Origin of the sequence: Mesorhizobium shonense, assembly GCF_040545255.1 — a bacterium.
Taxonomy (GTDB): Bacteria; Pseudomonadota; Alphaproteobacteria; order Rhizobiales; family Rhizobiaceae; genus Mesorhizobium; species Mesorhizobium shonense.
The window spans coordinates 101401-120250 of the sequence record NZ_JBEPLM010000015.1 but is presented as its reverse complement, the minus strand read 5'-3'; the positions used below and the strand labels follow the sequence as shown (position 1 = coordinate 120250).

Below are 18850 nucleotides of genomic sequence, written 5' to 3'. Positions count from 1 at the left end.
CTCCTCGTCTGGCCGGATAGCCAGACCTTCGTTGCAGTTTCTTGGGTTGCTCTTTCAGAATGCTGCCGCCGGCCTCCTATCGTCCCAAACCCTCGCGGCGGCGAACGAGGGATTGAAGCACTGCCGCAAGCACGATGATCGCGGCGGTCGCGAGCAACTGCATGGCGGGGGTGATGTTGTTGAGCTGAAGGATGTTGGCCAAAGCGCCGAGCATGATGGTGCCGGCCACGGTGCCGACCATCGAACCCGCGCCGCCGAACAGGCTGGTGCCGCCGATGACGACGGCGGCGATCGCGGTGAGCTCATAGCCCATGCCGTCGTTGGCGCTGCCGAAATTGAACTGTCCGGCATGCACGATGCCGGCAAGCGCGGAAGCAAAGCCGGTGATGGCGTAGACCGATATCTTCACCATCGACACCGGCACGCCGGAGATGCGCGCGGCGCGCTCGTTGCCGCCGACGGCGTAGACGTAGCGGCCGAAACGCGTGGTGTTGAGCACCAGTGTGGCGATGGCCGCGAAGATGATGAAGACGATGGTCGCCACCGGCACGGTGTTGTCGAACAGGCGCTCGCCAAGCACCGCGAACACCGGCGGCGCCAGGCCCGGCCCGTCGCCATAGGAAATGTTGATGTACTGGTTGCCGGAGACCACGAGCGCGAGACCTCGCGCGGCCTGCAGTCCGGCGAGCGTGACGATGAAGGGCTCAAGCCGGAAGCGTGTGGAAATCGTGCCCTGGACGATACCGAAGACGGTACCCATGACGAGCACGGCCAGGATGGTGGCGATGAGGCCGAAGCCGCCGGAGATCATCATGGTGGCGGTCACCACGGCGGAGAGGCCCAGCACCGCGCCGACCGACAGATCGATGCCGGCGGTGATGATGACGAAGGTCATGCCGATGGCGATAATGCCGGTCTCCGATACGGCGCGCACGATGTTGGCGATGTTGTCGGGGTTGAGGAACAGGATCTCGCCATGGCGCCGGGGCGAGAAGATGATGCCGCCGATCGCCACCAGCACCAGGCCGATCAGGCTCTGGAAGCGCACGATGATCGCCAGTGGGTCGACGCGGTGCTTGGGCGCCGCAGTTGGGGCCGCCACAGGCGCCGGGCTCGCCGCCACCGAAATCTTCTGGTCCGACATCAGGCCTCCCTGCCGTTTGCCGCGGCAAGCACGGTGTGCTCGTCGACGCCGCCATTGAATTCCGCCACGTTGCGCCCCTGGCGCAGCACCACGATCCGGTCGCAGAGCCCGATCAGCTCCGGCATCTCGCTGGAAGCGACCAATATGCCCAACCCTTGAGCAGCGAGCGCCCGCAGCCGCGCGTAGATCTCGCCCTTGGCGCCGACATCGACGCCGCGCGTCGGCTCGTCGAGCAGGAGAAGGCGCGGATTGCCGAGGATTTCCTTGGCCAGCACCACCTTCTGCTGGTTGCCGCCGGAAAGCGCGCCGACGGCGATGTCCGGGTTCTTCGGGCGGATGTCGAACTGACCGAAGGACTGCCGCACGGCTTCCGCCTGGCGGCGCGGTGACATCAGGCCTGCCGGCGAGATGCGGCGAATGACCGACATCACCAGGTTGAGGCCGACCGCCATCCTCAGCATCAGGCCGCTGCCGCGCCGATCGTCGGTGACGAAGGCGATGCCCGCCTTGCGCGCCGCGTTGATGGATTCGAGTTTTACCGGACGGCCGTCGACCGCGACCTCGCCCTGCCAGCGGCCGGCAAGGCCGGTACCGTAGAGCGCTGAAAGCAGTTCGGTGCGCCCTGCCCCCATGATGCCGGCGAGGCCTACGATCTCGCCTTCCCTGACCTCGAGCGAAATGCCGCTCGGCGCCTGCCAGCCGGCGCTGTCCCGCGCGAGCCTGAAGCTGGCATCCTTGAGGCTGAGCAGTGTCTTGCCGGCGGTTTTCGCGCGCTCTGGATAGAGCTCGTCCAGCGGCCGCCCGACCAAGAGGCGCACCAGCTCGGCCTGCGGCGCGTGCGGCTCGGTGACGCCGGCAACACGGCCGTCGCGCATCACCGTCACGCGGTCGGCGATATCGGGCACTTCTTCCAGCCGGTGCGAGATGTAGACGATGCCGACGCCGGTTGCGGCAAGCTTCCTCATGATGTCGAACAGGCGCTCGACCTCGCCGACGGTGAGCGCGGCCGTCGGCTCGTCCATGATCAGCACGCGCGAGGCATAGGACAGCGCCTTGACGATCGCCACCACCTGGCGCTGGCCGATGGAGAGGTCGGCCACAAGGCGCGCCGGGTCGATGGCAAGCTCGATCGCCTCCAGCCGCTGCTTCGCCTCGCGGCGCATCGCCGGCACGTCGAGCATGCCGCCCGGCCGCATCAGCTCGCGGCCGAGGAAGAGGTTCGCCGCGACATCGAGCGAAGGCACGAGGTCGAGTTCCTGGAAGATGGTGGCTATGCCGGCGGCTTGCGCCTCGCGCGGGTTGCTGAAGGCTACCTGCTTGCCGTCGATGCGGATCTCGCCTTCGTCCGGCGCGTAGACGCCGGACAAAAGGTTCATCAGCGTCGACTTGCCGGCGCCGTTCTCGCCGAGCAGAGCGTGGATCTCGCCGGCCTTCAAATCGAAATCGACGCCACGCAGCGCCTGCACGCCGCCGAAGCGTTTTACGGCACCGGTGACGGAAAGCAGCGGCGCGCTCATGCTGGCCTCGTGTGGGCCGGCCTCGCGCAGGATTGGCGTGCCTTGAGCGCCGCCGTCAGCCGTACGGCGCGCGGTGCCGCATCGCTGGAGGCGATGCGCTCGCTGAGCAGCGCTGCCGCCTGCCTGCCGATCTCGGTGCAGGGCTGCTCGACCAGCGTCAGCCTGGGCTCGAAACAGTCGGCCCACTCGAAATCGTCGAAACCGACGAGCGAAAGGTCGCGCGGGATCGAAAGGCCCTTCTCGCGGATGGCACGGACTGCCCCGATCGTCGTCATGTTGTTGCCGGTGACCAATGCGGTGGGCGGCGCGGGCAGCGACAGGATCGCATGCGTCGATGCCGTGGCGCTCGCCGTGTCGACATTCTCCGGCGAGACATAGTGCGGCAGGCATTCAAGTCCATTGGCGGCCAGCGAGGCGCGGAAGGCCTCGATGCGCTCGCGCGTGGTTGTGAGCCCCGGCTGGCCGGCAATGTAGCCGATGCGCCTATGGCCGAAGGAGGCGACGTGGTCGATCAGCGCGCGCATCGCCGTCTCGTTCTCGACGCCGATCTGATCGAAGCGGTCGTCGGCGAAACGATCGATCAGCACGCAAGGCAGCTTCTTTTCGGCGAGATAGGCGATCGCGCGTTCAGGCGAGCCGGACGGCGCCAGAATGACGCCGTCGACGCGGCGCTGGTGGAAGGCGCGCACCACAGACAACTCGCGGTCGGGGTCTTCCTGCGTGTCCGACAGAAACACCATCAGGCCGAGCCGCGCGCATTCGGCTTCGACCGCGCAGATGATGTCGGTGAAATAAGGGTTGGAGATCGCCGAGATTGCGAGCCCGACGCTGTTGGTCGAGGCCACCTTCAGCGAGCGCGCCAGCTCGTTGGGCTGGTAGCCCATGGCGGCGATGGCGTCATTGATGAGCTGCGCCTTCTCGGGCGAGACGAAGCGCGTGCGGTTGACGACATGCGAGACGGTCGAAACCGATACGCCGGCGCGGCGCGCGACCTCAGCCATTGTCGGCATGCGAACAGAGTGCCCGCAAGCGCTCCTCCCCTGGATTGCGTTTCCCGTCCGCTCTTCGGCGGATCTGGCGAAACCATAGAGCCATCGAAACGTTTGCGCAATCGATTCGATGGCGAGACGCACGAAATGTTTTAGGCGGTTGGAGAGAGCCTGTTGAAGGACGTTCGCCAACCTATTGGCGAGGTCGGTGCCGCCCCTCGTCCGCCTGCCGGCACCTTCTCCCGTTAACGGGGAGAAGAAGAAGGGCCGCGCGCTTGGCGCCTATTCTGCAACGCTGGTGATTGGCGAATGCGAAGATGAAAGCCCCTTCTCCCCGTTAACGGGGAGAAGATGGCGGCAGCCAGATGAGGGGGGCGACGCCAACGCTTGAATAGAGAGCACTAGTATCGATGCGAGCACCCTGGGATGAAGGCGCCCAACGGCTAGGACGTAAAGGCAAGCCAGGCCGTGCCGGCGAGGAGCGTCAACAGGGTCAGCGGCAGGCCAACCTTGAAGAAGGCCATGAAGGACAGCTGCTTGCCCGCCGCCTTGGCCTGCTCGGCGACGATGAGGTTCGCGACCGAACCGAGCAGTGTGAAATTGCCGGCGAGCGTCGAGCTCATCGCCACGACCAGCCAGGCACGCTCGGGGTTTTCCAGTCCCGGGATGAAGGGCCGCAGCGCCAGCACGGCCGGCACGTTGCTCATGATGTTGGAAAGCACAGCGGTAAAGCCGGAAAGCCGCCAGACGTCGTCGAGGCCGATAGTCTTCGCCCAGGCGATCATGTCGGGTGTGAGCAGCGTGCGCTCGGCGCCCGCCACCACCACGAAGAGGCCGGCGAACATGAAGAGCAGCGGCCCGTCGACCTCGCGGTAGATGCGGTGCGGCTTGATCGCGCGGGTGACGAGCAGAAAAGCGCCGGCGATCAGCGCCGCCTTGGCGACGGGCACGCCGGCGAAGAAGGCGATTGCCAGCGCCACGCAGACGATGGTCGCCTTCAGTACCTGTCCCGGCAGCATGCGGCCGCGATAGACCTCGGGGCTGAGCTCGGCGGGACGCGAAAACTCGGCACGATAGACGATGCGCACGATGACGATGACGGCGAGAAGGCCGAATAGCGCCACTGGAGCCAGGGCCGCCGTGAAGGCCGGATAGGAAATGCCCGAAAGTGCGCCGATCACCATGTTCTGCGGATTGCCGGTGATGGTGGCAACACTGCCGCAGTTGGAGGCGGTGCAGGTGGCGATGAGATAGGGAACCGGGTTTCGCCTGATGACGCGGGTGACGTGGACGACGATCGGTGCCATCACCAGGCAGATCGCGTCATTGACCAGGAAGGCCGAGAGCACGCCAGTCAACAGCGTCACCATGATCAGGAGCATGAAGGGCGCATGCGCATGCTCGATGGCGAAGCTGCCAAGCGCCCGGAAGGCGCCGGATACTTTCAGATGCGCCACCACGATCATCATGCCTAGCAAAAGCGTGATGGTGTCGAAATTGATGGCGCGGTAGGCGTCTTCCATGCCGATCGCGCCGATGGCGATCATGGCTGCGCCGCCAAGCAGCGCAATGCCGGCGCGGTCGAGCCTGAGGCCCGGAATGCGCCCGACGGCGACACCCGCATAGGTGAGCCCTAGGATGAAAAGCGCGCCCGCGCCCGTCCATGTCATTGCCAGAGGTTCCCGTTCGCCCTGCCCTGCAGAATCTGCCCGCCCCACCTTTAGCAAGGGTGCGGCAAAGGGAAAGCGCGGACCGTTGAAACTTTCGTCATCAGTGCGTGCGGCTTTTATATTCCAGAAAGCTAATGTAATGTTTCTGAAAAGCCGGGCCGACAATCCAGTCGTTGGGGACTAAACGGATGAACACGGTCGTTGAAGTGGGGCATCGCGTCTCGCCTAAGGAGAATCTGATGCCCTCGACGGAATGCGGGCGCTGCCATGGCGCCAGGAAAGTCTTCGTTTGCGCCCACTGGGTCAGTTCCTACGGCCATTGCTGCCCGCAAGGAACGCACCGGCTGAGCTGCCCGGGGCACAGTGTGGTCTGTCTCGAATGCGGCGGGCGCGGAAGCCAGAGCGCCTGACGGATCGCGTTTCGAGGAGCCCGCCGCTCACCCCGGCGGAGTCGGCGGGCTCCCGGGCGGCCCGCAAGCGGCCACCGCGACACGAGCCGGCTTTCTCGCATGGCTGGCAAGGCTTCGTCATTAAAGTTTGACATAGCTACCTTGGGCGTTGTCGCGATCACGCCAAGCTGTTCATTGCGGACGAAAGGCTCTGCGCGACGTCCTCCTGCTCTGATCGAACGATGGTCAGAGCCGTCCGAGCAGCACCAGAATGATCACAATAATCAGGAGCAGCCCCATACCGCCGCCGCCATAATAACCGGTGCCGTAGAAAGGCCCACCGCCCAAGCCGCTAAAGCCGCCGAGCAATGCCAGAATAAGAATGATGACGAGAATTGTGCCGAGGCCCATGACCTTTTCCTCTCTCCGCCTGATCCGCGCCTGTCATGAGGAAACGAACTCCTCAGGCGACGTGCATGTTCCGCCGGACTCCTCCGGATTCTTTTCTACTGCGGACCGGTTTGATCAGACGTTTCGATGGGCACCGAATTGACCTCGAGGCCCTTGGGAGCCATCAACATGAGCGCGACGGCGACAGCGATCGATGCAATGATCGCGGCGGTGCTGAAAACGTCTTTCATCTTCCATCCCGCAGCATTCGAAGATGCTAAACAACGCACGACGCCCTCTCGCGTTCCGCAATACCAGCCTTGCCCCGATCCGAGACATCCGGAACCTTTCCTTGCCAGTAACGTTGGAGGCAGCCCGACTTGGGCCAGAAGACTTGTGGCTAGAAGACTTGGGGCCAGAAGGAGGCAGGCAAATGGGCTTATCGATTCTCATCGGCATCTTGATCACCTTTCTGGTGGTGATCCTGGTGCTTTATCTTATCCAGCGCCTGCCGCTCGACGGCCGCACAAGGCAGATCGCCCAGATTGTCGTCATCATCATCGGCATTGTCTCGCTGCTCAGATACCTTGCGGTTTTCTAGCAACGATCCATATTCGTCGCCGGAAAGCCACGACTGTAAGCCGGTGCCCCATGAAAAGTCTGCCGATCGCCCTTGTTGCCGGCACGATATTGTTGACTGCTGGCGCCGCCGATGCGCGGCCCGACACGCGTGCCATGACCTGTGCGGGGACGCAGGCGCTGATCCAAAGCCGGCACGCAGCGGTGTTGACCACCGGGCCCAACACCTACGATCGTTTCGTGCGCCAGTATGGCAATGAGTGCGACTGGCCCGAAGTCCCTATGTCGGTCGCGGTTCCGACCCGCGACGGTCCGTGCCGCGTCTATCGCTGCGAGGAGCCGGTTTTCAACTTCCCAAACTGAGAATCGCCTCGCTTTGCAGACAAGTTGGGAACCGTCACGCCATCGCACGGATTGTAGCGGGAACTGCCCGGGCGATGCTGAGGCGTTCCGTATATCGGCTCGCATCGCGCGGGATTTGGTCTGCATCGCCGGACGAGGAGGAACGGCCATGTCCAACGATATCACGCGTAGCGGCAGTTGCCTGTGCGGCGGCGTGCAGTTCCAGGTGACCGGCGAGCCGCTGAGGGTGGGGCTTTGTCATTGCAAGGACTGCCGCAAAACCAGTGGCTCGGCCTACCAGGCCTTTGCCGTGTGGCCAAGCCAGGCTTTCGAAAGCACGGGCATCACCAATAGCTATGGCGGGCGAAGCTTCTGCCCGACTTGCGGCAGCCGCTTGCCAACGGTCGGCGAGGAAGAGGTCGAGGTGATGATCGGTGGCCTGGACGTCGCGCCGACCGAAGGGCTGGAGCCCAGCTACGAACTGTGGATCGGCCGACGCGAGCATTGGTTGCATTCCCTGCCCGAAGCACGCCAGTTCGAGCATGACAGGGTCGTCGACGATTCGGCGGCCGATGATGGCGAACCGGAAGCGGGGCGGGGGCCGCATCGAAAGTCAGCCTAAATTCTTGGCAGCGGCAGGGCTTAAGTCCTACACCAAGAACGCTTCGGTCCCAACGAGCCGGCAACACGCCCGGAAATAGTCGAGCCATAGGCCACAGCGCCCTATCTTCTTCTTGAAATTCGGCCACTTTCAACCAGTGGTCGGTTTGCCGACGCGGCAAGGACCATTAGCATTTCCGGCGCGGCGACACCTTTTGGAGGCCGCTTCGGCCGGCGCGGCTCAGGCAACACACCAGCATTGCCGCGCCGGCCTTGCAAGATCGATAGAATGTCCAGCCATGGCCGCGCATCCAGGCGAATACAACCTTTGAGGTTGTTTCGAATTCAAAGGTTTCTGCTTATCGCGTGAAGTACCAAGCTTCCCTCGCGGCAGCGACGTGAAAATCGTTTCGGCAAGAGAAATTTTTTCATCACTCATATTTCTGGTCATACCAACTACGCCACCGAACTATGCGAGCAGCAGCATACCTATGATCTCCGGCCTTGTACAAAAGACCACCTTTGTTTCTTTATAATTTTGCGACATAGTATTGGCGAATCTTGAAGCCGAACGGGGCGGTTTTCATGACGTCGGCGCCTGAAGACAGCCGCAACGTGCATATGCGGTATCCACCGATCGACGGGTTTTGGACCTGGGACATCAAGCGCGATCGCGTCTACGGCGACGCCAATCTGTCCGCCTATTTCGATCTGACGCTCGAGGAATTCTCGCATGGCGCGCCGCTGGAAAGGTGGATGCAAAGCATCGAGCGGGAGGACCAGCCGAGGGTTCGGCTGGCGATCCGCAAGGCCATAGAGCGCAGGTCAGGCTTCCGCGAAGTCTACAGGGTCCGTTCGGAAAAGATGGGGCTGCGCAAGATCCTGGCCGTTGGCCAATGCTATGTCGACGGCATGGGCGAGGCGGCGCTCTATCCCGGCTGGTTCGTCGACCTGACGCAGGATGCCGCATGCGAGGAGCACTCGCTTCGCGAGATGCACAACCATGTCGAGCAAGCCAAGGAAATCGCGCAGTCGATCGGGCACGACATGCTGTCCTACCTCCTGGACAATATCCAGGAAGAGATCCAGCAGAGGCTTGGCGAGAAATCGAGGAGGCGCAAATCCTCTTGAGGCGATCTTTGCCGGTTTCTGGGCCAGTTGCTGGGCCAATTTCTTGGCCAGCTTCCAGGCTAGCTTCTGGGTGGGAGCCTGCCGCGCTTGCCGACTTCGGCCGTTACCAAGCGCGCGAAATACGACTGGGGCGAGCGGCGCTCGATAAGCCTGGCGCGTTCGAGGGCAGCGTCGCCGTAGAATTCGATCAGCACATTCGCCGCCTTGGCGGCGTCGGCCTTCAGCCTGCCGACATCGGCCTCACCGCTCCCGCTAGAGGGTTCGCTCCTGGCAATCACGTCAAGCATAGCTTGCAGCTTGTCAGGAGTGCTGCCCTCGTCTTCGTGCATGGTCGCTGTCCGATTGGGCGTAAAATATCGACATTTCCGCGCAATGTCCAACAGCTTCGTTGATCGGGCGCGGGTGCAACCGGGTACAGCTTAGCCGTGAGTCAGACTACAACCTTCGTACAAGTATAGTGAGCCAAACTTCCCATGCAGACATTGGGGGCACCGATGGACCAGCCTAGCAAAATGGAAAACCTGCAATTTGCGCAGGGGATCTTGCGGGAGCTTCGCCAGAAAGCTGAGGCCGATGGCGAAAAGCTTCTGACCTATCTCATCGACATGGCCTATCTCGAAGCCAGCGACCGTATCCGCGCCCATTGGATCGGCAGCCACGAGAACGAGAACCGCCGGGCCAAAGGCTGATCGTCGGCGGCACATCCCGGCAGGCTTCGAGCCCAAAACACAAAGGCCACAATGCCTTTCGGCATGGCGGCCGGGAGCCCGGAACGCAAAAAAGCCCGCCATGCCTTTCGGCTCGGCGGGCGTGATCATGGACAAGAGGCTACTGTGTAGCCGCTATTTTTTATGATGCGACGGCCTTTTCGCGGACGGGAAGCTTCCAGCCCGGCCGGACGAAATGGCAGGTATAGCCGTTGGGATAGCGCTCCAGATAATCCTGATGCTCGGGCTCGGCCTCCCAGAAGGGGCCGGCCGGAGCGAGCTCGGTGACGATCTTGCCTGGCCATAGACCCGAAGCGTCGACGTCGGCGATGGTATCCTCGGCCACCCGCTTCTGCTCGTCGCTGGTGTAGAAGATCGCCGAACGGTAGCTCAAGCCGACATCGTTGCCCTGGCGGTTCCTGGTCGTCGGATCATGGATCTGGAAGAAGAATTCGAGCAGCGTGCGGAAACTGGTTTTGGTCGGATCGAAGACGATCTCGATCGCCTCGGCATGGGTGCCGTGATTGCGATAGGTCGCGTTCGGCACGTCGCCGCCGCTGTAGCCGACGCGGGTGGAGATCACGCCGGGGAAACGGCGGATCAGATCCTGCATACCCCAGAAGCAGCCGCCGGCAAGGACTGCGCGTTCGGAAGAAGCCATGTCAAACCTCCTTTGGATTTCTCCATAGGTGGGGATTGTGGCCTGCTTCGTCCAGCCGCTCAAGGCCGGATAAGGTGAGGTAACGGAGCGCGGGCCTGGTCTGCGCCGATGCTCGCCGGTTGGGCAACCGGCGAGCATCGGATGCCTGGTCAGCCTCACTTGGGCCCTTTGTCGCCTCGGCCGTTGTTGCTCCCGCCGTTGTCACCTCGGCCGGGGTTGCCCCTGTCATGCCCGTGGCTTTCGCCACCCAGGCAATTGGCGTCGCCGACGCCGCAGCAGCGGCCGGCCCACAGCTTGTTGGTCGGCGTGTTGTCGCATTCGTAGATCTGCTGGCCGGCCATCGCGGAGCCGCCCAAGGCCGAGACGGCTACGGCGGCGAGAAGTGCATTGCGCAGGATTGCGGTCATCGGAAAATCTCCATGGTGCATTGTGTTCATTTGCAGCCATGCGTCGCTCGGCGGGGCAAATTGGTTCATGGAGATTTCAAAAACTCTTGCCGACGGTTCGATGTCCCACGACTGGGTTCTGGAATCGGCGGCGCGCCCATGCCGGGCCGTCCTTATTCATCCGGAGCGGGCTTGAACCGCCTCACCACCACCTCGAATACGATGTCCGATAGGCGGCGATGATCTCGGCGCGCTGCTCAGGCGAGTAGTGCCCGGCATCGTCGATGGTCATGAAGGTGACGTGTCGGGACATGGATTGAGGAGCCCTTTTCCTTCTCCCCTTGTGGGAGAAGGTGGATCGGCGCGCAGCGCCGAGACGGATGAGGGGTGCGCGACGGAGTGCTGCGGTGCCAAGCTGGAGCACCCCTCATCCGTCGCCTTCGGCGACACCTTCTCCCACAAGGGGAGAAGGGAGAGCCTCGCCTCACGTCGCGATATCATTTACCGGCGCCAATGGCGCCGGCAGGCTGGTTTCGCCCAGTCCTCGTCGCAACTCGATCTCGATGTCGCGGCAGATCTGCGAGATGGGCACATCGTTGGCGCCGCCCTCGAAGGGATTGGCGCTGCTCTCGCCGACCAGGTCGAGCGACATGTAGACCCATCCCAGAAGCGCGCTGAACGGAATTGTCAACCAGATCGCGATGGGGCCGAGCACGCCCCCTAACTTGGCCATATCCGCAAAGACCGGGACAATCCCGAACGGCAGCAAGGTGCAGAAGATGATCATGAAGATCGAGCTGATGATCGCATATTGCCGGGGATAGGGATTGTTCTTGATGCGATCGCAGCGCGCCTGCTGGTCATGGAAGTCGCGTATGAGTTTCATAAGCTCTGGATAGACCTGCGTCGGGATGCTGGTGCTCTTCAGCAAGCCGTTGACCTCGGCCAATTGCATGTCGAGAAGGGCTATCGCCGGCTGTGGCGATTTCAGCACGCTCTCGGCTTCCTCCCCCAGCAGTTCGCGCAGTTCGTCGCCAAGCGAGCTTTTGGCCTCCTGGACGTGATAGCGGCGCCGCCGGTACTCGATATTGACTTCTTTCGCCTGGGATTCCCACGGCATCGGCCGCCGCAGCGAAAACCGCAGCGCCGTCAGCCAGGCGAGATGGCGGTGGATGAGCTGCCTGGCGGTCGCGGTATCCGTGAAGCTCCTGCACAGGCTGGACCACATCCGGCTGCTCGCGGTGATCTGCGAAAAGGCCTGCAGGGCCTCGTTGCTGCGGGTGAACACCTGCGAATTCTTGAAGCCGGTAACGAGCGACACCGTGGTGCCGAGCACAAGCACGATGGACCACGGCACCGAGAAACCCACGGTGGCAGGAAGGCGGTAGGCGGCGATCGCCAATCCGCTCACCACGACCATGTAGATGACGCTGCGCCGCGTCCACAGCGCGAAGTCCAACAATTTATAGGAACGGCCTACATACATCGGTGTTCTGAAATCCTCATGGCATGCAAATCACGCGATTGCGCACCATAAGGGCTCGGGATTGTTTTGAAAGCGGGACGTAAAGGGCGTCGTGGGCGAAGCTGCCAATCTCCCCCCTTAGGGGCAGGGCAATCGCATGTGGCGCTCCCCCACTCCGTCTCGGCTTCGCCGAGCCACCTCTCCCCCCACATTCGTGGAGGGAGAGGAAACGCAAACCGCGAAGGTCGCGGCCTTGAAAAGCTTGGCCACCTCTCCCCATGAACATGGGGGAGAGGTGGCCGCGCAGCGGCCGGAGTGGGGGCTGGCGCAGCCATATGCGATTGCCCTCCCCCTTGTGGGGGAGATTGGACTTCACCGACCACTCACCCCTTCCCAATCCTCTCCACCTCCGCAGCGCTCAAAAACCTCAGCACCACATCGCTCATGCCGAGCAGCGGCGTGAACGTCACGATCGCGATGCCGCCGGTCGCGTTGGTGCGGGTGAGACCCTCGGAATAGATATCGAGCGGCGGTTCCTCGTCGAACCAGACGCCGTGCAGCGTCTCGCCCTGCCATTTCTCGCGGCCTTTTTCGTAACTCTTGAAGGACAGCACGCTTTCGCCCGCCTGCACGTCGCCGCCACCGCCCCAGCGCACGACGACGCTGTCAATCGCGCCGGGAACATTGCGGCCCATCACCGTGTCGGCAATCGCATCGGCCGGGATCATGCCCGTGCCCCATTCGGCCTGCTGTTGCGGCGGGCCGATCAGCACTCGCTGCGGATTGTCGCGCGTGCCTTCGCCGGTGACGCCGGCCGCCCAGAGCCGGACCGGCGTGTCGAACACCTTGCCCGTCCACCAGTCGGGATAGCGGCCGGTGAGGTGCATGGCCCATTCGGCGCCCCCTGCCCTGGTCTTGCCGAGCTGGTTGCCGGCCATGAACAGGCGCTCCCGGTTCGTCGCCCCTGCCGCGTGGAATTCGGCTTGGCGGTCGTAGGGCCGGTAGCGGGCCAATAGGTTACGGCGCCGGCGTCGGTCCAGCTCCTCGAGCAGCGCCAAATAGGTCTGCATCATCGAGGAACGGCCGCAGCCTCGCCTCGAGACCGCGGATGCGGTTGCGGATTTCCTCATCGCTCATCCGGTCGAGATTGTTTTTATCGGCATCGAGGTTTTGCGAAAAATCCTTGGGCAGCAGCGTCAGCACGACCTTCAGATACTGCTCAGGCTTTTCCGCCCGCACCGCGGCGATGACGCCGGCGCCGTGGGCACGGAAATCCGCGCGCAGTGCGGCGGTGAAATCGTCGCCCAGGGTCTTTTTGGAGCGCTTGGGGCGGGTGGCCGGCGTGGCAGCCAATTCAGGCTTCGCCCTTGCGGGTTTCGCTCTTGCGGTTCGGGCGCCGGTCGTCCTGCGTCGCGCCTTGCTCGCCCCGTCAGCCATGGGCCGGCGCATCGGAGGCTGGTGCCTTGGCCGTTCGCGCCTTGGCGACCTTGCGCGCCGGTTTCTTGCGTGGCTTTGCGCGAACTCGCCTTGGCGGCGCGGCCTGTTCGAACGCAGCCGTGACAATTGCCGAGGCCGGCAGGACAGCGCCCCCCTCTGGCCTGCCCGTCCTTCGCAGCAGCTGCGCAGCAGCTGCGGAGGGTGGACCGGCCATCTCCCCCACAAGGGGGGAAATCGGCAGCTTCGGCGCCGGCGCGGCTGCCTTCAGCGTGGCCGTCACGGCTGCGATCGACCAATGATCCAGACCCTGGCGCGGAAAGCCGAAGCCGGCGACCGCATCGACCGCGCCGCCACGCACCATACCGATGCGCACGCCTGGAGCCACCTCCTCAACGCGACCGGCGCGGCGCGGCAGGCCGAAGGATTCGAATTCGCCGATGGCGCTGACGATCTCGGCGCCGTCGTCGCCGGTGATGATGGTGGCATAGCGTGGCATGGAAGACTTCCGCGGATTGGATTCAACTGGAAGGTCGAGTTCCCGCCCACCCCCGTGGGACAGAAAAACCCGCCGGGCGGCGGGTCGTTGGCGCAAATCAGCACCATGGACAAAATCATAGCATTGCTGCCCACACCGGGCAATGGCTTCTAGGCAAATTTTCCTATTTTTTGAATCCCACCGCAAACGCCGGTCGCCTAAAAACGGCGCAACCGGGACAGGTCGCCGCAGGTGGGCATTTTTGTCGGAACCATGGGCGGGCCGAGCGGTTGGCCCATGTCGCGACGCGACGACCTTTCGCCAAGAAAAGGAGAAAACCATGTTTAAAACTATCCTTGCGGCCTCGGCGCTCACGATCGGTCTTGCCACGGGAGCGATGGCCCAGGACGCCGGCCATATGGGTTCGGGCGATACATCCGGCCATATGGGTTCCGGCACCACCAATGGTACGACCGGCGGCAGCGGCCAGACGGTCGTTCCCAATGCCGACAATGTCGATCCGGGCACGACCGGCAGCATTTATGGCGGCCCGGCCTATGACGACGGCATGAACTCGAATGCCGACCGCAATTGCGCGCCGGGTCCGCAGGGCGCTCAGCCCGATGCCAGCAACCTGTCGCCCGGAACCACCGCGCCGACCGTCAACGACAAGAACTGCGGCAAGTAGCATTTGAGTTTCGTTGCACCAAAAAGGGCCGTGGAGTCCGCTCCGCGGCCCTTGCCTTTGGCGGCTTGCGGGAACCAGGAGCCGCCCAGACCGTTGCAGGAAGAAAAAGGAGAAAACCAATGGCAGACAATGACATAGGCACCGCAACTCGGGCGAGTGGCAACGGCAAGGGCACGACGAGCGCCGCGCGCAGCAGAAGCGCGTCGCGCCGCAGCGCGCGGTCTTCCAACGCCTCCGAGGCGGAGATGAAGAAGCAGATCGCGGAACTGAAGCGCGAGGTGAGCCGGCTCAACCGGATGCTCTCCGACCAGGCCGAGGAAGCGGCTCATGGCTGGTATCAAAGCGCCGCCGACCGCGCCTCCAGCCTATACAGCGGGGCATCCCACCGCGCCTCGCGCGCGGCCAAGCAACTGCGTACCCAGGCGCATAGCGTGTCCGAAACGGTGCAGCAGAACCCCGGCACGATCTCAACCGCGGTTGCGATCGGCGGGCTGTTCGGCGTGCTGATGGGCCTCACTATCGCCAGAAGCTCGCAGCCGGACCCCGACTGGTTCCGCCGCTGGCAACGCTAAGGCGCGAGACGGCTTGCCGTCTCGCCGCTGCCTCAAAGACTTGGCAGAAGCCGGGCAGGCGCGAGACGGCTCGCCGTCTCGCCGCTGCTCACGGACCTGACAGAAAAGGCCAGGTTCCAGCCTGGCCTTTTTGCACAGGCTGGTCATTAGCATGACCTTATGGAATCATTCGTCCATAGAATCGCGGAGAGCGGGCATGGACAAACCTGCCATGGCATCCGTCTTTCGGATGCGGCATGTGCCAGCAAGCATTTCGGGCGTTCGCAGCCTGGGCCGGGGCCAGGCCGATCCCGTTTTCCACTCGAGGCCGCTCGGCGAGGCCATCCGCTTCATCGCCGAGGCCGACGGCCAGTACGACTTGAGCGCCGTCGCGATCTCCTATGGCGACCGCACGACGCCGCCGCTAGGCAGCCGCGAGGTCAAGCAGCTCTGGAGCGAATATGGCGAGCGCCTGATGGAAGCCTAGTCCTCGCCGGCGGCCGGCTCGCGGCGGCTTCCGCACCGTGAGAAATCGCCGCAGTGGACCAAGCAATCTACTCGGGGTTATTCTAAGCCGTCTTGTCCGTGCCATGGAATTTTGCTTGGGTTGGGCGCGATTTGATTTCAGGGGTGTAGATGCGTTTCGAAATGCGTTTTGCCGCGGTGCTTGTCGGCGCCGCACTTCTGGCTGGCTGCACCAGCGCCAATGAAGGCCAATGGAACACTGCGCAAGCGGCGATGCAAGGCAACCCTGCCTTCAAGCGAGAAGTGATGGCCGACTGCGTCAAGCAGGTGGGGTCGAGGCAGTCGAAGGACAGGCAGGCCGTGGCAAAGCTCATGAATGTCAGCGTCGCGCGCGTTCCTAGCGCGTTCTGCAGCCGGTTCTTCAATGCATGGGCAAGCGGCCGCCTCACCTATCGTGATTTCCAGGGTATTCATTCCCAGACGGCCGACAATAGTCGCTTCGTGCGTATCCTGCAGGGCAGGAAATAGCGGGACCGCCTGGTCGCTACCATGCAGCCCGAGCTTCAGCGCCTCATCGATGATTGTTACGCGGCGTTTGCTTCCTACCCGCCGCCGCGCAAGGATCGACGCGGCGCTGCTTATCCTCGACGCTGTCATGCCGAAACGGCCCGATTAGCTACTCGGGGAGCGATCACGCAGCGGCACCAAGCATCGCGCCGGATCGGAAACGCCGCTCGCGCGTTTTTCAGGCGAGGTCAATGGGAGGAAGCGCCATGAACGTCGCCAATCTGCAACTCGAAGGCCTGCTGATGGCCGTCGCGGCAATCAACCATGTGCTGGTGCGCAAAGGGGTGCTGACGGTCGAGGAGATCGACATCGCGCTGCGCAAGGCCGAGGCCGTCGAGACCGGAGAGGACCGGTCCGAAGGCATGTCGGCGTCGAGCCGCGACGCCGTCAACTTCCCGATCCGCCTGCTCGAGCTCGCCAACCAGTGCCAGCCGGAAGTGGACATGCCGTCCTTCTCCAAGCTGGCGCGCATGGTCGGCCAGATGAAGGAGCCGTATAACGATCAGATGTGAGGCGGGCTGTTCCGCCGGTGATGCCTGCGCTGCCCCTCATCCGCTCTTCGGGCACCTTCTCCGCGTAAACGGGTAGAAGGAACAGTTCATGCCCCGCCCGGCCCGCCTTGCCGGACCGCCAGCACGCTACCGGGTCCGTGGACGGCGGCGAAGAGCAGGCCGGCGGCGAACGGGAAATGCGACATGAAGGCGCCGAACTCGGCCTGGTTCGAGGCCCAGTGCGACGGGCCGTGGAAGGCAAAGCCGAGGAAGACGACATAGACCGCGCCGATCAGCGCCGCCGGGGTCAGGAGGGCGCCGGTGAGAAAGGCGATCACCAGCAGCGTTTCGAGGATTGCGGCGCACCAGGCCAGAAACAGCGGGAACGGGAAGCCGGCGGCGGCGATGTAGCCGGCGGTGGCGCCCATATCCATGAACTTGAACGCCACCCCCATCGCGAACATGGCGGCGAAGATCAGGCGAGCGATGAGAATGGCGGCGGTCTGCCAGGTCGATTGCGTTTCCACGATGTCCTCCGGTTGAAGCGGTTGATGTGCTCCAAGGACGGATGACGGGCGATGGTTCCGACAGGAGTGGGAAATTTTTCTCCTTCTCCCCTTGTGGGAGAAGGTGGATCGGCGCGCAGCGCCGAGACGGATGAGGGGTGTTCCAGGGAACGCCAACGTCTCACTCCGCTGGAACACCCCTCATCCGTCGCCTTCGGCGACACCTTCTCCCACAAGGGGAGCCCGCCCCTACCCCGCCTTCGCCTGCGGCGGATGGCTGATCGAATCCCGCACGGTGCCGTAGGCGGCGCCCCAGCGGTCGGTCATGTCGCAGCGTATGTCCCAGAGCTCGGGGAAGAAGCGGTGGCGGGCGCCGCCTTCGAGGATCTCCACCGGCCGGCCCTTCAGCGACTTCGCGCCGAGCCCGATCGAGCGGTGGATCAGATAGAGGTGGTTGGCGCGGAATTTCTGGAACAGCTCGTCGAACTCGATCAGCGCCTCGGCCACGACGTAAGCGTCGCCATGGTCGTAATGGGCGTCGTAGATGTCCTCGACGGAGAGCCCGCGGCCGTCGAGATAGGCGTGCCTGAAGGCCCGCCAGAGGTCCGGCGGCAGGCGCAGGATCAGCTTGAAGCCCGGCGATTCCTGGCCGCTGCCATTGCCGAGCTCGAGGCGGATCTGCTGGTATTCCTTGGGCGACATGGTTTCCAGAAGGTCGAGCTGCACCGTCATCATGCGCACCAGCCGGTGCACCCGCCCCATCAGCGTCACGATGCGGTGGGTATCCTGTTCTTCCAGATAGTCGAGCACGTCGACCAGCGTGTAGGCGATGAGCTTCATCCATAGCTCCTCTACCTGGTGCACGATCTGGAACTGCAGCTCATCGGCATTGACCATCTCGGCGAGCGGCTTCTGGCAGGCAAGCAACTGGTCGACTTTCAGGTAGACGCCATAGTCGCGCATCTCGGGCGCCTCGATGCGTGCATGATAATCCGATTTGTCCATGGCTCGTCTCCTCGCGCGGGCATGGTTCGACAGATGCCCCAAGGATAGCGCTTCCGGCTTGAACATTGTTCCTTTCTGTTATCCGAATTGCGAAAAATGGAGTACGATCCCGTCAATTTCAGTAATTTTGGAGAACGGACTATGCTGGACGTCCACGACCGCAAGATCGTTGCCGCATTGGAACGCGACGCGCGCGTCTCCTTCGGCGAACTCGCCGAGGAGGTGGGCCTGAGCAAGACGCCCTGCTGGAAGCGGGTCAAGGCGCTGGAAGACGCCGGCGTCATCCGCGGCTACTCCACCCGCATCGATCCTGCCGCGATCGGCTTCGGCATCGAGGCCTTCATCCAGGTGTCGATCGACTTCGAGGTCTCGGACGCTTTCGAGGCGGCGGTGAAGAAGCACCCGCTGATCCGCCGCTGCTATGCAACCACCGGCGAGGCCGACTATCTGTTGCAGATCGTTACCGTCGACATGCGGGCGCTGGACCGGATGCTGCGCGTCGAGCTCAGCCGGCTGCCCGGCGTGCGCCGCACCGTAACCTCCATGGCGATGCGCGAGATCAAGGGCGACATTTCGTTTGCCGACGCGGCGTCGCATGCGTTGAGGGGATGAGGCGCGCGCACCAAACGATGTGAGACGTTGGCGGAGCAGCAGGAGGCCCGATCCCCCGATCGAGCCGCGGAGGCCGGCCACAC

The 18850-nt window shown here is 63.5% G+C and carries 26 protein-coding genes; 11 read left to right on the top strand and 15 right to left on the bottom strand.

Annotation, left to right across the window (positions count from 1 at the left end; translation table 11 throughout):
* Nucleotides 1-76 precede the first annotated feature (76 nt).
* The 6 genes from ABID26_RS29395 to ABID26_RS29370 all read right to left on the bottom strand — a co-directional run bounded on the left by ABID26_RS29395 (nt 77) and on the right by ABID26_RS29370 (nt 6350).
* Entirely contained in the window at nt 77-1144 is a 1068-nt protein-coding gene (locus tag ABID26_RS29395; RefSeq protein WP_292303895.1) for an ABC transporter permease, read from the bottom strand.
* Nucleotides 1144-2661, bottom strand: a complete 1518-nt coding sequence (locus ABID26_RS29390; protein WP_292345406.1) for a sugar ABC transporter ATP-binding protein — start codon at nt 2659-2661, stop codon at nt 1144-1146. Before ABID26_RS29390 ends, ABID26_RS29395 begins: the two co-directional genes overlap by 1 nt.
* On the bottom strand, nt 2658-3671 hold the full coding sequence (locus ABID26_RS29385) for a LacI family DNA-binding transcriptional regulator (protein ID WP_354417274.1): 1014 nt from the start codon (nt 3669-3671) through the stop codon (nt 2658-2660). Before ABID26_RS29385 ends, ABID26_RS29390 begins: the two co-directional genes overlap by 4 nt.
* Before the next feature lie 422 nt (nt 3672-4093).
* Nucleotides 4094-5320 carry an anion transporter gene (locus tag ABID26_RS29380; protein ID WP_292345410.1) on the bottom strand — a complete coding sequence of 409 codons (1227 nt, stop codon included), beginning with the start codon at nt 5318-5320 and terminating at the stop codon, nt 4094-4096.
* Between the two features lie 635 nt (nt 5321-5955).
* Nucleotides 5956-6120, bottom strand: coding sequence for a DUF3309 family protein (locus tag ABID26_RS29375; protein WP_292345412.1), 165 nt, complete (start codon nt 6118-6120; stop codon nt 5956-5958).
* A 95-nt stretch (nt 6121-6215) separates the two neighbouring features.
* A complete protein-coding gene (locus ABID26_RS29370; protein WP_292345414.1) occupies nt 6216-6350 on the bottom strand; it encodes a hypothetical protein in 135 nt (44 codons plus the stop codon).
* A gap of 182 nt (nt 6351-6532) precedes the next feature.
* Here ABID26_RS29370 and ABID26_RS29365 point away from each other — a divergent pair, with 182 nt between their 5' ends.
* From ABID26_RS29365 to ABID26_RS29350, 4 genes are all read left to right on the top strand, one after another.
* Complete coding sequence (locus ABID26_RS29365; protein WP_126100709.1) at nt 6533-6700, top strand: Thivi_2564 family membrane protein; 168 nt, start codon at nt 6533-6535, stop codon at nt 6698-6700.
* A gap of 50 nt (nt 6701-6750) precedes the next feature.
* Nucleotides 6751-7041, top strand: coding sequence for a hypothetical protein (locus ABID26_RS29360; RefSeq protein ID WP_126100710.1), 291 nt, complete (start codon nt 6751-6753; stop codon nt 7039-7041).
* Nucleotides 7042-7189: 148 nt separating this feature from the next.
* The gene (locus ABID26_RS29355; protein WP_126100711.1) at nt 7190-7642 is read left to right on the top strand and encodes a GFA family protein; all 453 of its coding nucleotides are present in this window, start codon (nt 7190-7192) and stop codon (nt 7640-7642) included.
* Nucleotides 7643-8205: 563 nt separating this feature from the next.
* Nucleotides 8206-8751, top strand: coding sequence for a PAS domain-containing protein (locus ABID26_RS29350; protein ID WP_292345416.1), 546 nt, complete (start codon nt 8206-8208; stop codon nt 8749-8751).
* A gap of 59 nt (nt 8752-8810) precedes the next feature.
* On the opposite strand, the gene ABID26_RS29345 is transcribed toward ABID26_RS29350, so the two are convergent.
* Complete coding sequence (locus ABID26_RS29345) at nt 8811-9080, bottom strand: hypothetical protein (protein WP_292345418.1); 270 nt, start codon at nt 9078-9080, stop codon at nt 8811-8813.
* 144 nt (nt 9081-9224) lie between these two features.
* Between ABID26_RS29345 and ABID26_RS29340 the strand changes: the two genes are divergently transcribed.
* A complete protein-coding gene (locus tag ABID26_RS29340) occupies nt 9225-9440 on the top strand; it encodes a hypothetical protein (protein ID WP_135887463.1) in 216 nt (71 codons plus the stop codon).
* A 160-nt stretch (nt 9441-9600) separates the two neighbouring features.
* Here ABID26_RS29340 and msrA read toward each other — a convergent pair whose 3' ends face one another.
* The 6 genes from msrA to ABID26_RS29310 form a co-directional block, all read right to left on the bottom strand.
* Nucleotides 9601-10119 carry a peptide-methionine (S)-S-oxide reductase MsrA gene (msrA, locus tag ABID26_RS29335; RefSeq protein ID WP_292345420.1) on the bottom strand — a complete coding sequence of 173 codons (519 nt, stop codon included), beginning with the start codon at nt 10117-10119 and terminating at the stop codon, nt 9601-9603.
* 155 nt (nt 10120-10274) lie between these two features.
* Nucleotides 10275-10526, bottom strand: coding sequence for a hypothetical protein (locus tag ABID26_RS29330; protein WP_292345422.1), 252 nt, complete (start codon nt 10524-10526; stop codon nt 10275-10277).
* A gap of 463 nt (nt 10527-10989) precedes the next feature.
* The gene (locus tag ABID26_RS29325; protein WP_354417269.1) at nt 10990-11991 is read right to left on the bottom strand and encodes a bestrophin family protein; all 1002 of its coding nucleotides are present in this window, start codon (nt 11989-11991) and stop codon (nt 10990-10992) included.
* A 362-nt stretch (nt 11992-12353) separates the two neighbouring features.
* The gene (locus tag ABID26_RS29320) at nt 12354-13043 is read right to left on the bottom strand and encodes a terminase large subunit domain-containing protein (protein ID WP_354417267.1); all 690 of its coding nucleotides are present in this window, start codon (nt 13041-13043) and stop codon (nt 12354-12356) included.
* The gene (locus ABID26_RS29315) at nt 12988-13323 is read right to left on the bottom strand and encodes a hypothetical protein (protein WP_354417265.1); all 336 of its coding nucleotides are present in this window, start codon (nt 13321-13323) and stop codon (nt 12988-12990) included. The genes ABID26_RS29320 and ABID26_RS29315 overlap by 56 nt, the downstream gene beginning before the upstream one ends.
* Nucleotides 13324-13399: 76 nt before the next feature.
* Nucleotides 13400-13903, bottom strand: a complete 504-nt coding sequence (locus tag ABID26_RS29310; protein WP_354417263.1) for a hypothetical protein — start codon at nt 13901-13903, stop codon at nt 13400-13402.
* A gap of 319 nt (nt 13904-14222) precedes the next feature.
* Between ABID26_RS29310 and ABID26_RS29305 the strand changes: the two genes are divergently transcribed.
* The 5 genes from ABID26_RS29305 (at nt 14223) to ABID26_RS29285 (ending at nt 16665) form a co-directional block, all read left to right on the top strand.
* Complete coding sequence (locus ABID26_RS29305) at nt 14223-14570, top strand: hypothetical protein (RefSeq protein WP_354417261.1); 348 nt, start codon at nt 14223-14225, stop codon at nt 14568-14570.
* 119 nt (nt 14571-14689) lie between these two features.
* A complete protein-coding gene (locus ABID26_RS29300; protein WP_126100724.1) occupies nt 14690-15142 on the top strand; it encodes a hypothetical protein in 453 nt (150 codons plus the stop codon).
* A 196-nt stretch (nt 15143-15338) separates the two neighbouring features.
* Nucleotides 15339-15608, top strand: coding sequence for a hypothetical protein (locus ABID26_RS29295; protein WP_126100725.1), 270 nt, complete (start codon nt 15339-15341; stop codon nt 15606-15608).
* Nucleotides 15609-15757: 149 nt separating this feature from the next.
* Nucleotides 15758-16114 (top strand): hypothetical protein, encoded by a 357-nt coding sequence (locus tag ABID26_RS29290; RefSeq protein ID WP_354417258.1) that lies wholly within the window; start codon nt 15758-15760, stop codon nt 16112-16114.
* 245 nt (nt 16115-16359) lie between these two features.
* Nucleotides 16360-16665: a hypothetical protein gene (locus ABID26_RS29285; protein ID WP_126100728.1), complete on the top strand. Its 306-nt coding sequence runs from the start codon at nt 16360-16362 to the stop codon at nt 16663-16665.
* Between the two features lie 86 nt (nt 16666-16751).
* Here ABID26_RS29285 and ABID26_RS29280 read toward each other — a convergent pair whose 3' ends face one another.
* Nucleotides 16752-17174, bottom strand: a complete 423-nt coding sequence (locus ABID26_RS29280; RefSeq protein ID WP_126102746.1) for a DoxX family protein — start codon at nt 17172-17174, stop codon at nt 16752-16754.
* A 225-nt stretch (nt 17175-17399) separates the two neighbouring features.
* Nucleotides 17400-18155, bottom strand: a complete 756-nt coding sequence (locus tag ABID26_RS29275) for a tryptophan 2,3-dioxygenase family protein (protein WP_354417255.1) — start codon at nt 18153-18155, stop codon at nt 17400-17402.
* A 141-nt stretch (nt 18156-18296) separates the two neighbouring features.
* Between ABID26_RS29275 and ABID26_RS29270 the strand changes: the two genes are divergently transcribed.
* Nucleotides 18297-18767: an Lrp/AsnC family transcriptional regulator gene (locus tag ABID26_RS29270; RefSeq protein WP_126100730.1), complete on the top strand. Its 471-nt coding sequence runs from the start codon at nt 18297-18299 to the stop codon at nt 18765-18767.
* The last annotated feature ends 83 nt before the right edge of the window (nt 18768-18850 follow it).